This window comes from Colwellia sp. PAMC 21821 (assembly GCF_002077175.1).
In the GTDB taxonomy this organism is placed as follows: Bacteria; Pseudomonadota; Gammaproteobacteria; order Enterobacterales; family Alteromonadaceae; genus Cognaticolwellia.
On the sequence record NZ_CP014943.1, the window covers coordinates 626,679 to 641,573 of the forward strand.

The 14,895-nt window shown below is 38.4% G+C and carries 13 protein-coding genes; 11 read left to right on the plus strand and 2 right to left on the minus strand.

Annotated elements, in window-relative coordinates; translation table 11 throughout:
• Positions 1–79 precede the first annotated feature (79 nt).
• The 8 genes from A3Q33_RS02595 (at position 80) to A3Q33_RS02630 (ending at position 9,832) form a co-directional block, all read left to right on the plus strand.
• On the plus strand, positions 80–958 hold the full coding sequence (locus A3Q33_RS02595) for a CorC family transporter (protein ID WP_081178571.1): 879 nt from the start codon (positions 80–82) through the stop codon (positions 956–958).
• An 18-nt stretch (positions 959–976) separates the two neighbouring features.
• On the plus strand, positions 977–2,533 hold the full coding sequence (lnt, locus tag A3Q33_RS02600) for an apolipoprotein N-acyltransferase (protein ID WP_155866683.1): 1,557 nt from the start codon (positions 977–979) through the stop codon (positions 2,531–2,533).
• Positions 2,534–2,818: 285 nt separating this feature from the next.
• Positions 2,819–4,096 (plus strand): efflux RND transporter periplasmic adaptor subunit, encoded by a 1,278-nt coding sequence (locus A3Q33_RS02605; protein WP_081178574.1) that lies wholly within the window; start codon positions 2,819–2,821, stop codon positions 4,094–4,096.
• Positions 4,097–4,216: 120 nt separating this feature from the next.
• A complete protein-coding gene (locus tag A3Q33_RS02610; protein ID WP_081178576.1) occupies positions 4,217–4,918 on the plus strand; it encodes an ABC transporter ATP-binding protein in 702 nt (233 codons plus the stop codon).
• Between the two features lie 60 nt (positions 4,919–4,978).
• Complete coding sequence (locus A3Q33_RS02615) at positions 4,979–6,289, plus strand: ABC transporter permease (RefSeq protein WP_081178578.1); 1,311 nt, start codon at positions 4,979–4,981, stop codon at positions 6,287–6,289.
• A gap of 44 nt (positions 6,290–6,333) precedes the next feature.
• Complete coding sequence (locus tag A3Q33_RS02620) at positions 6,334–7,548, plus strand: ABC transporter permease (protein ID WP_081178580.1); 1,215 nt, start codon at positions 6,334–6,336, stop codon at positions 7,546–7,548.
• Positions 7,549–7,799: 251 nt separating this feature from the next.
• Complete coding sequence (locus A3Q33_RS02625; RefSeq protein WP_081178582.1) at positions 7,800–9,461, plus strand: amidohydrolase; 1,662 nt, start codon at positions 7,800–7,802, stop codon at positions 9,459–9,461.
• Positions 9,462–9,463: 2 nt separating this feature from the next.
• The gene (locus tag A3Q33_RS02630; protein ID WP_081178584.1) at positions 9,464–9,832 is read left to right on the plus strand and encodes a VanZ family protein; all 369 of its coding nucleotides are present in this window, start codon (positions 9,464–9,466) and stop codon (positions 9,830–9,832) included.
• Between the two features lie 129 nt (positions 9,833–9,961).
• Here A3Q33_RS02630 and A3Q33_RS02635 read toward each other — a convergent pair whose 3' ends face one another.
• Positions 9,962–10,921 (minus strand): GGDEF domain-containing protein, encoded by a 960-nt coding sequence (locus A3Q33_RS02635; protein WP_081178586.1) that lies wholly within the window; start codon positions 10,919–10,921, stop codon positions 9,962–9,964.
• A 2-nt stretch (positions 10,922–10,923) separates the two neighbouring features.
• The gene (locus A3Q33_RS02640; protein WP_081178588.1) at positions 10,924–12,039 is read right to left on the minus strand and encodes a response regulator; all 1,116 of its coding nucleotides are present in this window, start codon (positions 12,037–12,039) and stop codon (positions 10,924–10,926) included.
• A gap of 231 nt (positions 12,040–12,270) precedes the next feature.
• On the opposite strand from A3Q33_RS02640, the gene tpx reads away from it, so the two are divergent.
• The 3 genes from tpx (at position 12,271) to A3Q33_RS02655 (ending at position 14,751) form a co-directional block, all read left to right on the plus strand.
• Complete coding sequence (gene tpx / locus A3Q33_RS02645) at positions 12,271–12,915, plus strand: thiol peroxidase (protein WP_081178590.1); 645 nt, start codon at positions 12,271–12,273, stop codon at positions 12,913–12,915.
• Between the two features lie 353 nt (positions 12,916–13,268).
• Positions 13,269–13,736: an Hsp20 family protein gene (locus A3Q33_RS02650; protein ID WP_081178592.1), complete on the plus strand. Its 468-nt coding sequence runs from the start codon at positions 13,269–13,271 to the stop codon at positions 13,734–13,736.
• 238 nt (positions 13,737–13,974) lie between these two features.
• Positions 13,975–14,751, plus strand: a complete 777-nt coding sequence (locus tag A3Q33_RS02655; RefSeq protein WP_196798037.1) for a substrate-binding periplasmic protein — start codon at positions 13,975–13,977, stop codon at positions 14,749–14,751.
• Positions 14,752–14,895 lie beyond the last annotated feature (144 nt).

The following is a 14,895-nucleotide window of genomic DNA, read 5'->3' on the forward strand; positions in this document are numbered from 1 at the left end:
AATATAGCAATTGAATTAAGTAAGTGAACAATTATTTATTTCACTTGATAATAAACCAACAAGGAATTAAAAAGGCTCTATGAGCGACGACCAACCCCACTCTAGTAACGGTTCTTCAAATAAGTCAATCTTGGATAAAATTATGCAAGTATTTACCGGAGAACCGAGAAGCAAAGACCAGCTCGTTAATGCATTAAACGATGCTGAAGACCGTGAATTTATCAATCCTGAAATCAAGCAAATGATCGAAGGCGTACTTGAAGTATCTGATATGAAAGTACGTGATATTATGATCCCTCGTTCGCAGATGATCACCTTAGATATTAATGATCCTTTAGAGAAGTCACTCGCTATTATAGTCGATTCAGGGCATTCAAGGTTTCCTGTTATCAATGAAGATATTGACGATGTTGAAGGAATATTGTTAGCGAAGGATCTATTAGCTTACGGCTTTAATCAGGTTGAAGAAGCTTTCACTATCTCACAGGTGATTCGCCCGGCAATTATTGTACCTGAAAGTAAAAAGGTTGATCCGCTTTTAAAAGAGTTTCGCCAACAACGTTATCATATGGCGATTGTTGTTGATGAATACGGCGGAGTATCTGGTGTCGTAACCATTGAGGATATCTTAGAGTTAATCGTGGGTGAAATTGAAGACGAAACTGATGATGCCATGGAAGAGGATATTAAATATCTTGCTGGCCAAGTTTATCAAGTAAAAGCCCTGACGGACCTTACCGACTTTAATAACTACTTTAAATTTCAATTTAATGAGAGTGACGCAGACACCATTGGTGGTATTGTTATACAACACTTTGGTCATATGCCTAAAAAAGGTGAGAAAATCACCATTAATAAAGTCATATTTAAAGTTACTGCAGCCGATAGTCGTCGTATTCAAACCTTGCAAATTACCGTACCAAAAGAACATGTTGTAGCAGGAAAAGTCGCTGATTAACACTTTATGCTAAAAAAAATGTTCCAACGAATCCACAGAAATATAACTGATAAAGAAAATGCCTTGAGCTTCTTTTTAGGATTGGCGTTAGTGTTGTGCTATGCGCCATTTTCTTATTATTGGCTGATGGCAATACTCTTGCCAACGTGGTTATACACATTGCAAGGAAAGTCAGCTAAAGCCGCCGCAAAACAAGGCTTTATTTTTGCTTTTGGTTGGTTTTCTGCTGGTATTAGTTGGGTACATGTCAGTATCGACCAGTTTGGCGGGCTACCGCTAGCTGTTTCGATATTACTGATGTTTTTTTTGTGTTTGTATTTAGCGTTATTTCTCGCCCTAGCTTGTTATTTCGCTGCCCGTTTTTCCTATCAAAATAAACTTAATCTTTGGCTTTTATTGCCCTTTTGGCTTCTCGCTGAGTTTTTACGCGGCGTATTATTAACTGGCTTCCCTTGGTTAACTTTAGGTTATAGCCAAATCGATGGTCCTTTAGCCGCTTTTGCTCCTGTTATAGGCGAAAAGGGGATCAGCGCGCTTATTATTTCCATCAGCATCGCTATCGTTTATATCATCAAACAGCAAAAGCGCTATCTTCATTTGGCTTTGCTTGCCGGTATAAGCGTGGCTAGTTTAGCTTTACAAAATACAGCTTGGGTAAATCCAACAGGTAAGTCTGTCAAAACGGTTCTAGTACAAGGAAATATCAAGCAAGCAATGAAATGGGCGCCAGAACTCACTTGGCCAACCATGTTGAAGTATTTAGACCTTACTCGACAACATTACCCCGCTGATATTATTATTTGGCCAGAATCCGCGATTACTGCGGTAGAGCCAAGTACGCAAGCGCAAGAGTTTCTAGAAATTGCTCAGAGCTCAGCCGCACTCAATAATAGCGCTATTATTTCCGGTATTATTGATTACAACTTCAATAGCAAAAACTATTACAACAATTTAATTGTACTGGGCAAAGAATCTCCTGACGACGACCAAGGGAGTTATCAATATAACAATGAAAATCGGTACGCTAAGCATCACTTATTGCCTATAGGTGAGTTTGTGCCTTTTGCAGACTGGTTAAGACCCCTAGCGCCATTTTTCAACTTACCTATGTCATCGTTTAGTCGCGGTGAATATGTTCAAAAAAACTTGCGTGCCAACGGCTATCAATTATTGCCATTAATCTGTTTTGAAGTCGCTTTTGCAGAGCAGCTTAGCGCCAACTTTTCTAATCAAACTGACTTATTACTCACCGTAAGTAACGATGCATGGTTTGGTGACTCACACGGTCCGCACCAACATTTAGAAATTGTAAGAATGCGCGCGTTAGAATTTGGCCGGCCTTTCTTGCGAGCAACCAATAATGGCATCACTGCCGTTATTGATCATCAAGGTGATATTCTCAAAAAAATCCCACAGTTTGAACAAGCCGTACTTAGCACTCAAGTGCCGCTTGTCACTGGGCTAACACCTTATGCACGCTATACGCGTATTATCGACTTTACCATTCCTTTATTACTCTTATTGTTGGCATTAATTCGCCGGCTGCAGCGCAAAGAAAGCCAAAACCTTACATAGGTGCCTGACTTTTAGCTTTTAGCTTTTAGCTTTGATTAATCGTACTTTTCTCAATGTTATTAGCAAATGTTATTAGAAAATATTATTAGCAAAGAACTTCCCTCTCACCCAACAATAACAAGCTATCTCCTACCAGTTTTTAGTTTTTCTCAACCAGCCTATAAAAATAATTTACCTGACATTTAAACCTTTTTCATTCTCGCTGCTACTTAGTAGATATCAATGCACTTTAGCAAATGGCCTTGCTTTAGATTTTGCACTGATTTGACATTCGGGGAATAAGTCATGTCTATTAAAGACACTAGTGAACAAGATATTCAAATAACAAAAAAAGCATCACCCAAAAAACGTTGGATAACCATCACCTTAACAACCATTGTTGTGGCCTGTATTATTTGGCAAGTAGCACCTTCTGCCTCTCGTTGGAGTAAAGCAGAGCAAACTATTTCGTTAGACCGTGTCCGTCTCGCTACCATTACGCAAGGCGACTTTATTCGTGACATTTCTGTATTAGGACGCGTTGTGGCAGCAGTAAGCCCGACGGTTTATAGCCCTGCTGATGGCACCATTACTTTATTGATAGAAGCAGGTAATGAAGTTAAACAGGGACAAATTCTGGCAAAACTTGAAAGCCCAGAGCTGAATAGCCGCTTATTTCAACAGCAAACAACCTTAGAAAGTTTACAATCAAGTTTCAACCGTCAAAAAATTCAAGCAAAAAAACAACGGCTCATAGACCAAAAAGCAGTCGACTTAGCCAATGTAAAGCTTGTTACCGCCAATAGAGAAAAGCGTCGTGCAGATTTAGGCTATGAAAAAAGTGCTATTAGCCAAATTGACTATGAAAAAGCGCAAGACGAATTAGAGCAAGCCAATCTGCAACATAAGCACGCAGTCCAAGATGCCGCCTTAAATATTGAAAGCTTAGACTTTGACAGTCAATCGTTAGATTTAGATATTAGACGCCAAAACTTATTGGTAAAAGAGTTACAACGCCAAGTTGATGGCTTGAATATCGCTTCACCCGTTAATGGCATTGTCGGTAACCTAAGTACGAATAACAAAACCTTTTTAAGTAAAAACCAAGCCATTTTAACCATAGTAGATTTATCACAGTTTGAAGTTGAAATTGAAATACCCGAAAGTTACGCCGATGATTTAGCCATAGGTATGGACGTTAATATTCAATTTGAACAACAGCCCTTTCGTGCTCGTCTAGTAACGATTTCCCCCGAAATACTGAATAATCAGGTTACTGGGCGAGTACGCTTCATTAGCGAAATTCCGAAAAAGCTTCGCCAAAATCAACGCTTAAATACCCAAATTATTCTTGAGTACAAAGAAAATATATTACAAGTACAGCGGGGCCAATTTCTAGAAAGTAGCGGTGGTCGCTTTGCCTATAGAGTTAACAACGGCTTAGCCGAAAAAACCGCAATTACCACAGGCGCGCGTAGCTTAAGTCATGTTGAAATTTTACAGGGATTAACGCTTGGCGATCAAATCATTATCTCGGGCACCGATACTTTCAATGCCGCCGAGCAAGTATTACTGAGTGATTAAACAGTCACCAAAAAACTCAATAAAGCATCAATGCACCCGGCACGATAAACGTACTTAAATTTCAACAGAAAATGCATAACAGTAGTACAGCACTGCTTACAAAATATAAGGGAATTCAACATGCTAGTAATGAAAAATATAAATAAAATATTCCAAACCGCAGATATTCAAACTCATGCCTTACGTGACTTTTGTTTACAGGTTAATGAAGGCGACTTTGTTAGTGTTACCGGTCCTTCTGGCTCAGGTAAAACCACTTTTTTAAATATTGCAGGCCTGCTTGAAACCTACAGTAATGGCGAATTTTTACTGGATGGTGAAGACGTTGGCAAGCTCAACGACAATGGCCGCTCTCGTATGCGTAATCAAAAAATAGGCTTTATCTTCCAAGGCTTTAATTTAATTCCTGACCTAAACCTCTATGACAACGTTGATGTGCCACTGTGCTATCGGGGTTTTAATGCCAAAGAACGTAAGCGCCGAATTGAAGAAAATCTTGAGCGTGTCGGCCTCTCCTCGCGTATGAAGCATTTACCAAGTCAATTATCAGGAGGGCAACAACAACGTGTCGCCATTGCACGAGCTTTGGCAACTAGCCCACGCTTTCTTATAGCTGATGAACCAACGGGAAATCTCGACTCTGAAATGGCACAAGGTGTTTTGAACTTGCTTGAAGAGATCAACCAACAAGGTACCACCATTATTATGGTGACGCATGATGCACAGTTAGCTCAACGTGCTAAACGTACCATTCAAGTTAAAGACGGCCGAGTCAGTGAGTTAGAAATAATAACACCACATATTAACCAAGCGATTGCTTAACTGATTCAAGCGTTATTAATCAAGTTGGTATTACAGAGTACAAAAAACAAGGACAATATTATGTTTAGTTATTATTTACGCCTCGCTTGGATCAGCATTCTGCGGCACTGGGGCTTAAGCCTACTTATGGTCTGTGCTATCGGCTTAGGCATAGGTACCGCCATGACTACGGTTACCGTAAACTATTTAATGTCGGCCAATCCAATTCCCGAAAAAAGCCAGCAATTATATTATGTGCAACTCGACAGTTGGGATGTTAACGACCCATTTGACGACGGTTTAAACCCGCCCGATCAGTTAACTTATACTGACTCAAGCAATTTAATGCGTGCTAAACAAGCTTTTCGCCAAAATGTACAAGCACAAGCCTTTGGCGTAATTGAACCTGCTGATCCTGAAATGTTGCCGTTGATTGTTAATGGCAGAGCTAACACTGCCGATTTTTTCTCAATGTTCAATGTGCCTTTTATTTACGGCAGCGGTTGGTCAAGCCAAAGTGATGAAAGTAAAGAGTTTGTGGTGGTGCTCAGTAAAGCAACCAATGACAAACTTTTTGGTGGCAAAGACTCGGTCGGTGAATCAATAAAACTTGAAGGTAATATGTTCCGTATTGTCGGCGTTATTGATACTTGGCAACCAAAACCAAGATTTTATGATATTACCACAGGCGCGTTTAACGACTCTGAAGATATATTTGTTCCCTTCCATTTAATTGCTGATGAAAAAATTTCCCGCTCGGGCAATACCAACTGCTGGAAACCCACCGGTGATGGTTTTAAAGCTTTTCTTGCTTCTGAATGTATTTGGACACAGTTTTGGGTGGAATTAAAAACTCAGCAAGATAAAGAAGATTACCTACAGTTTCTCAACGCTTATGTTGAAGAGCAAAAACAATTTGGCCGTTTTCAACGTCCAATGGATAACCGTTTAAGTAACGTGATGCAATGGTTAGAAACCCAAGAAGTGGTTGCTGATGACGCTCAAATGATGATGGCAATGTCATTTATGTTTTTGATTGTTTGTTTGTTAAATACGGTCGGTTTATTACTGGCTAAATTTTTAGGTAAAGCACCTGAAATTGGTCTACGACAAGCATTAGGTGCAAGCAAAAGCACCTTGTTTAGCCAATATATTATTGAGTCGGCCTGTATTGGTTTATTAGGAGGGATATTAGGTTTAATACTCGCTTACCTTGGCTTAAAAGGTGTTGAAGGCTTATATGGTGATTATATGAAAGGCTTAGCGAGTTTGGATACCAATATGGCGATATTAGCGGTGGTGCTCGCCCTTATATCCACTATTCTCGCCGGTTTATATCCAACCTGGCGTGCTTGTAACATCCAGCCAGCCCAGCAACTAAAAAGCCAATAAGCTTAGTGTAAATAAGCTTAATGCAAATAAAGTAAGGAATTATTATGTTAGAAACCGGACTAATACTGCGCGCTTTGGCTCGTAATAAAATAGGGGCTTTGCTCATCGCACTGCAAATTGCCCTCACCATGACTATTATGGTTAACGCTATTTTTATGATCCAAGATCGTCAACAGCAAATGCAGCGTGAAAGTGGCTTAGATGAAGCCAATACTTTTTATCTTACCAATACTATATTTGGGCAAAACTATAATATTCAGGCTCATTTACAAACTGATTTGCACATGATCCGCAACACGCCTGGTGTTGTCGATGCCATTCAAATTAATGCAGTGCCATTAAGCGGCAGCGGTTGGTCAATGGCTTTACAACATGAGTCAGGCGAAGATAAAGATGCGGTCGGCTCAGCAATATACATGGTGGATGACCATGCTATAAACAGTATGGGCTTAGAGTTGATAGCGGGCGCTAACTTCAAACAAGCCGATATAGAATTACGTAAAGATGGGCAATCCACTTGGCCAGCAAAAACCATAATCACCAAAGCTTTCGCTGAAAATTTATATCCTGGTGATTGGCAATCTGCGATTGGGAAAACGGTTTATATTTCACAAACACAACCGATGCAAATTATCGGTGTTGTAAAAGCGTTACAAGCTCCGTGGAATGGCTGGAATGGTGTTGAACGCAGTATGTTAGTGCCGTTTCAACGCGAAGCCAAAGGCAGTTATTATTTTATTCGCACGGAAGCGGGACGCCGCGACGAGTTAATGCCTATTATTGAAAAAGCACTCGCACAGAGCGATAAAGAAAGAATAATTCGTCGCGTAACAACGGTAGAAGAAACCCGAGAACGTAGTTATCTACAGCAAAATGCGACCAATAAAATTTTAACTACGGTAGTCATTACCCTCACTTTAATCACAGGTTTTGGCATTGTCGGCTTAGCTATTTTTGGTATTAATAGTCGCACCAAACAAATTGGTACTCGCCGTGCGCTAGGGGCAACCAAAGGGCAAATAATGCGTTATTTCATGATGGAGAACTTTATTATTTCAACTTTTGGCATTGTTATTGGCTGTGTGGGTGCCGTTGCCCTTAATATGTGGTTGGTTAACAACTTTAATTTATCGCCAATTAGTGTTGAGTTAGTCGCTTTTGGCGTTGTAACGCTATTTATAGTTGGGCAATTAGCTGTGCTTTATCCGGCAAGAAAAGCCTCTATGATAGCGCCAGCAATAGCCACGAGAACCGTTTAGGCAAAAGTGAGGTTTAAAACTGAGCTGTAAACTGAGCTGTAAACTGAGCAATATTAACTCTGTAACAAAAATTGCCGTTCCTACTTGTTATTAACAGAGTGAAAGTGGTCAATACCATTTAAAAATCAAGGGCCTTCAGGCCCTTGATTTTTATTGTTAGCACTGAATATTTCGATTATTAAATAAGGTAAATTTTTCATTATTTTCATGCTAGTATTTAGCGATAAAAAAAAGCAAATCAAGGAAGTTTAATGAACAGTCTATCAAATACAGTCAAAACAGCTTTATTCATAGCAACAATGAGCCCTACGCTAGTTTTTGCAAAAACGACATTAATTACCAATATTAAAGGCTATACCATAACGGACAATAGTCTTGAGAGTTTCACCGCTATTGCATTTACCGATGACAAAATTGATAAAATTTATTCTGCTACAGACAAACTGCCAACAGCAAAAAATTTAACGGTTATTGATGGCAAAGGAAAAACCTTGATCCCGGGTTTAATTGACTCTCATGGACATATTTTAAACTACGGATTAAGCCTTCTACGTGCAGACTTAGTTAATAGTACTTCAGAGCAAGATGCCATTAATAAAACAGTGGCGTATGCTAAAAGCAACACTGAATTGACTTGGATACAAGGTCGCGGTTGGAATCAAACGCAATGGCCAAGTAATGCCTTCCCTAGTGCAAAAAGTTTAGATAAACAATTTCTAGACCAACCCGTCTGGCTTAAACGTATTGATGGCCACGCGGGCTGGGCAAATTCAAAAGCGATGGCAATGGCAGGGATCACCAAAGACACCGTTTCGCCTGAAGGCGGGGAGATAATTAAAGATAAAAACGGTATGCCTACCGGGGTTTTTATTGATAATGCCATGGCATTAATTGATAACGGTATTGCGCCTTTAACTATCAAACAACAAAAACAAGTGTTAGTCAAAGCTATGGACTCGCTTGCCAGTTATGGCCTGACTAGTGTGCATGACGCCGGCATTGATACTGATAACTTAACTGCTTTTAAAGAATTAAGCCAAGAACATGCCATGAGTATTCGCGTCAATGCTATGTTGTATTTACCGTCGGCTAAATGGCAACAAACTTTAGCAGGCGGCAAGTATCGCAGTAAAGATGATATGTTCACTTTTAATAGTGTAAAAATTCAAGCTGATGGCGCTTTAGGTAGTCGCGGGGCGGCATTAATTGAAGATTATTCTGACCATTCAGGTCACAAAGGATTATTGCTCAATACGCCAAAAGAGTTCGAAGAATTAGTCAATACGTCGATGCGCCAAGGCTTTCAAGTTAATAGCCATGCGATTGGTGATAATGCGAATAAACTTGTCTTAGATACTTACGAAAAATATATCAAAGCGACTAAAAGCAAAGATTTACGCCACCGTGTAGAGCATGCTCAAGTATTACGCATTGCAGACATTCCAAGATTTGCAGAGCTAGATATTATTGCTGCCATGCAAGCAACCCATGCGACAAGTGATAAAAATATGGCACAAGACAGACTTGGGCCAACGAGAATATTAGGCGCATATGCTTGGAGAAAGCTACTAGATGCTAATGCAATCATAGCTGCTGGCTCAGATTTCCCAGTAGAATCGCCAAATCCTTTCTTTGGTCTTCATGCTTCAATTACTCGCCAAGATCATAAAAACAGCCCACAAGGTGGTTGGTTTGCTGATCAGAAAATGACACCTTTAGAAGCGTTTAGAAGCTTTACTTTAGATGCTGCTTACTCTGGCCACCAAGAAAATATTATTGGTAGCTTAGCCAAAGGTAAAAAAGCTGATTTTGTACTACTCGACAATAATTTATTCACCATGCCTGAGCAAAATATTTGGCAAATAGGCGTTGAAAAAACGTGGGTTAATGGCAAGTTGGTGTATAAAAAATAATTATGGTTAGCGTAATAACGAGCTTCATTAAGCAGTTTTGGCAAGGTATTACCTTAGTAATATTAGCACTGATAACACTTGGGTCATTGTTTCCTGTAGAACATTTGCCAGCAGCACCTGGTAGCGACAAAACGCACCATTTTATTGCCTATTGTGCGTTAATGTTACCGGCGGCATTACGAAGACCGAAATATTGGCTAGGCTATGCTTTATTATTCATTGCATGGAGTGGCTTAATTGAACTGATTCAGCCATATGTTAATCGCTATGGTGAATGGTTAGATATGGCGGCTAATGCTGGTGGTGTGCTAATAGCGATAATGATTAGCCAAGGATTACGGTGGTTAATATCATCACGTAACAGTCATTAATCAGTCAATTTTAAGCAGCATTTTAGCGCTATAGCATAATGTTAGTTAATTGCTTTAGTCGCTAGAATGCTATTTTTATTGCTATAAAAAGTAATGAAATAAGTTAAATGCTTCTAGCTTGAAGCTACATCACGCTTTATAAACGCTGACTCTGTTTCGGCCATTGTTTTTCGATTCATATAATGTATTGTCTACATTTTCAAGCCACTGTGTTACTGACTTATAAGTTGGGAGAACTTCTGCAATCCCGATGCTAATCGTGTATTTAATTTCAATGTCGTTATAAATAAACACTGACTCCTCAACGGTTTTGCGCAAACGCTCAGTAAATATTAGCGCGTCATTGGTATGGGTATCTGCTAATAAAATTACAAACTCTTCGCCACCATAGCGTCCCGTAATATCCGTTTCTCGTACTTGTTCACGAATAACTTTCGCTAAATGCTTAATCACATCATCGCCAACTTTATGGCCATAATTATCATTTACCACCTTGAATTTATCAATATCTAACATGACTAAGGTACTTGTATGATGATTTCGAATATAACGTTTAAATTCTTTTTCTAAGCACTTTTGCCAATGATTACGATTAAATAATTGCGTTAAGCCATCAGTTTGACTCAACACAGCTAGGTCGGTATTGGCTTTTTCCAGCTCCTTTTTATGGGTAGCATTATCAGTGACATCGTAAACTAACAAACATAAATGAGAAACATCCCCCGTTGTCGACACCAAAGGAATAAAGGTAGTGTTTTGATACATAAAATCAGCGGTGCCGGTAATGGGGCGATAATTGTTAAATTTGAATACATAAGGTCGCTGCTCCCATATGGTAAACGCTTTATTTTTCAATAAAAATACCGAGTCTGCTTTGCGACGAAACCAGTCTTCGGGTATTTCATCAAAAAGATTAAATAGTGACTTACCTTTAACATCTCGTGGTAGCAGACCACTATGGTTTTCCATGAAACCATTCCAAATTTGAATAGTATAATTACGGTCAAGAACTACCAGCCCGACATCGATGGTATGGAGCATCTCCATCATCCAGTGTAATTCATTTAACTGTTGTGCTTCTAATGACATGATTAATCCAATAAGTAAGCAATTTTGTTATTCAGGGTAGCTACTGACGCTTCTGTAAAGAGCAAAAGTAAGTCGCATTTAATGGCGTAATTTTCAATACTGTAACTTATCTCAACAGCGAGCGTTTTCTTCCATTTTTTGGCATTGGTTGCGATTAATTCTGAAATTTTTCTATGCTGACCTAAGACTACCGGATGACCTTGACTAAATGACATATCAAGCTGCGACGAAATACCATTTAAACAAGCCCCAATCAGTATATTAGCCATGTCCATTAATAACTCTAATTCGATGTTATCATCAAAAGTATGTTCATATTTCATTAGTGAGGCGATGTCTTTAAAGCTAGAGTCATTGAGAATTAATAGCGCTTCGCCTGAAATACCAGCACCGATAAAGCCCTGACAAATACCCGAGGTAGTATCTTTACTTTCAACGTCAGTAAGTGCCATGGTGAGTTCGCTTACTTCAATAAAGTTAACATTGGGAATAGGCAGCACAACAAAAACATCTAACAAACGGGCTAATAAATCCCCCGCTTGCCCCATTGCCACGTTAGCAATCTCCTGATAACAATCAAGCATCTCACTATTTACTTTGAGATCTTTTTGTTCAGTCTTCTCTACTTGCTGTGATGATTTCACTGCTGAGTTTTGAGTGTCAGTAGCCTCAAGGTCCGTTATCGAAGGTACCGCTTGCTTTACCCCTTGTGAGGTTAATATCTCAGTTTCATTAACCTTACTCCCATCTTGACTAAAAACACCGTAAGCATGTAACACCTCGCTAAGTTTGTTTTTATCTATGGGCTTTTTAATAAAGTCTAATGCTCCTAAGGCCCTTACTCTTTGCAGTGCTTCAGGTTGAATATCGCCAGAAATAACTATAGCTAATGTCGGTAAGTCTTGTTTAACAATAGTTTCAAGCACTTGATAGCCATCCATTTCTGGCATATTTAAATCAAGTAATAATATATCTCCTTTGCCCGATTTAATGGCTGCTATCGCTTCCATACCATTGCTCGCAAAGGTTATATCGACATTCCAACCACTTGGCAGGGACTGTACGACTTGTTTTTTCGCCATAGTAGAGTCGTCGCATATAAGTAAAGCAGTTGGCATAACGGGAAAAGTCCTATGTTGCTAGAGCAGAGGTAGCTTAATAAAAATCCTCGTAAGGTATACTCAGTTATAAAGTTCACGAGACTATTCGCACGACTAAACACTCAATATAAACTCACGCCACTTTAATAAATCATAGTTTGATTTTAAAAATAAAACACGATTAATTCGCATTTATTCCTCCACAAAGGTAAGCTTAAAAGCTATTTAATTCTTAGTAATATCCAAATTATGAATATTTTAAAATTACCGGCAGTTGTACTTCTTAGCTCAGTATTTGTGTTTTCATCTTCCGCTGATATTTCTGTACCTGAACTAACAGAAACCACCAATTTAGTTATGGCGGGTAATAAATACGTCACCTTACTTGGCAATCAAGTAAACTTGGGTGATGAAGCACCTGACTTTAAAGTAGTCACTGAGTCATTTTCACCTGTTACATTATCTGAATTTAAACATAAGTCGGTATTAATTTCAGTGGTACCAAGTTTAGATACGGGTGTTTGTTCAATTCAAACTAAGCGCTTTAATGACGAGGTCGCAAACTTACCCGAAGACGTTGTAATGTTAACAATAAGCAATGATTTACCTTTTGCTCAAAAACGCTTTTGTAAAACAGAAAAAGTAGACAATATCAGAGTTTTATCTGACGCTGTTTGGCGCGATTTCGGCCATAATTACGGTTTACTTATTAAAGATATGGGCTTGTTAACACGCGCTATCATTATCATCGATGCTGACGGAAAAATAGCTTATAAAGAATTAGTGGCTAATATTTCTCAACACCCAGATTATGAAACAGCGTTAACAAAATTAAAATCAATGAGTCAAACAGTTAAACCCGCTGAATCGACAACAAACGAGCAATCAGAATAACCGTTACAGAAACTATTAAGTGGTAAGAGTAAATTGAAACCAACTAGCTCTTGCCATTTACCTGTGATAACACCTCATAAATAAAACCTTTAATATCAATAAAATAACATAAAACTCTACAATTTATTTAAAATAAACCAACATTCCTCTTGAAATTAAATTCATTAATCCCATCTTTAATAGTGTAGTCGCCGATAGGGTCTACATAAACCGCCTGTTCAATATTGAAAGGCACAATTAAACTCTGAAAAGATTAAATTTCAGATGTAATAATTCGCAGCATTAGCTGGTTTTAGCATCAGAAAGATATTTCCAGAGACAACATATTGCTAAACTTAGATAGGATATGAATTATGCGTACAACTACAGATTTCAGCCCACTTTACCGCTCATTTATCGGATTCGACCACTTAGCCGGATTAATCGATAAAGCATCAAGAGCAGATAAACAATCATCTTACCCTCCGTATAACGTAGAGTTAATTGGGGAAGATCAATATCGTATTACCATGGCTATTGCCGGGTTTGCAGAACAAGAGTTAGACATTGAATCAAAGCAAGACACGCTAATTGTTACAGGAACAAAAACCAGTAACGATAGTAATAAAGAACGTAGATTTTTGCACCAAGGTATCGCAGATCGCAACTTTGAACGTAAATTTCAATTAGGTGAACATGTTAAAGTCATCGGCGCGTTTATAGAGCATGGTTTACTGTCCATAGATTTAGAGCGAGAAATACCGGAAGCATTAAAGCCAAGAAAAATTGCTATTAATGGTAAAAGTTTATTACAACAACGTGATGTTATAGAGAAAAGTTAACGCTCTACATTGATTACTCTCCCCCCTTTTGTTTTGCCCAGTCTATGACTGGGCTTTTTTATGAGTAAATTAATATTGATAAAATAGCTAGCCACTCACCATTTGCGTTTTTTAAGTAAATTTAAAGCTTTCAAAAACAAACTAATACCTTCAAATCAAACTATTTTCTAAGAGATAATCCATAATAATCTAATTTGGTATACAATTATTAAAAGCGATAATACAAAAGGATTTGTTCTTGGGCATCACAGTTAAAAATAAACGAAAACTAGGACTGCTGTTATTTGTAGTTTTATTTTCTCGCAGCGCTATTTCGGCCAGTATCAATATTGTTACTGAACATCTGGCACCATTCCAAATTGTTAAAGATAATGCAATCAGTGGGCTTTCAACTCAAATTATCGAGGCAACATTAAAGGAAGCAAACATTGCTTATCAAATAGATGCTCTCCCTTGGTCGCTATCTTATAATCTTGCGTTAAAAGAAGAAAACACCTGTATATACTCAATAGTGCGAATTCCACAACGAGATGCGCTTTTTCAATGGGTAGGACACATCGCAACCAGCTCAACTTCATTCTACTCTTTAAGAAATAATCCTATCAAACTCAGTTCTTTAGAACAGGCAAAAGATTATAAAGTTGCGGTTATAAAGGATGATATTGCGCACCATTATCTGCTATCGAAAGGCTTTATTGAAAACAAAAACATCTATGTTATGGATAATAATGAAGCGTTACTCAAGTTACTTGAAGTCCCTAGTCGTCAAATTGATTTAATCGTAATTAATGACGATTTACTCACTAACAGAGTAAATAATGCTATTGAATCATCTAAATATAAAAATGTGCATACCTTTGATAATTTCAAATTTGAGTTTTATTTTGCCTGCAGTTTGAAAACAGATAAATCAATTATTCAATCGCTTAGCAAAGCCATGGATAAATTAGAAAAAGAGGGTGTTTTTGCTAGCATAAAAAGAAAGTGGCAACACAGGATGGGTAATATAATCTAAGTAATACCAAATGTAATAAGTTATTGACCAATTTTAAGCGAGGATAAATTGTTCAAGAATACATGTTTATTGTTCCAGACTAAACATAAGTACCTGCATCCCCGCAGGCAAGGCGTTTGATTGATTAGGGCATGGATGCCCGTA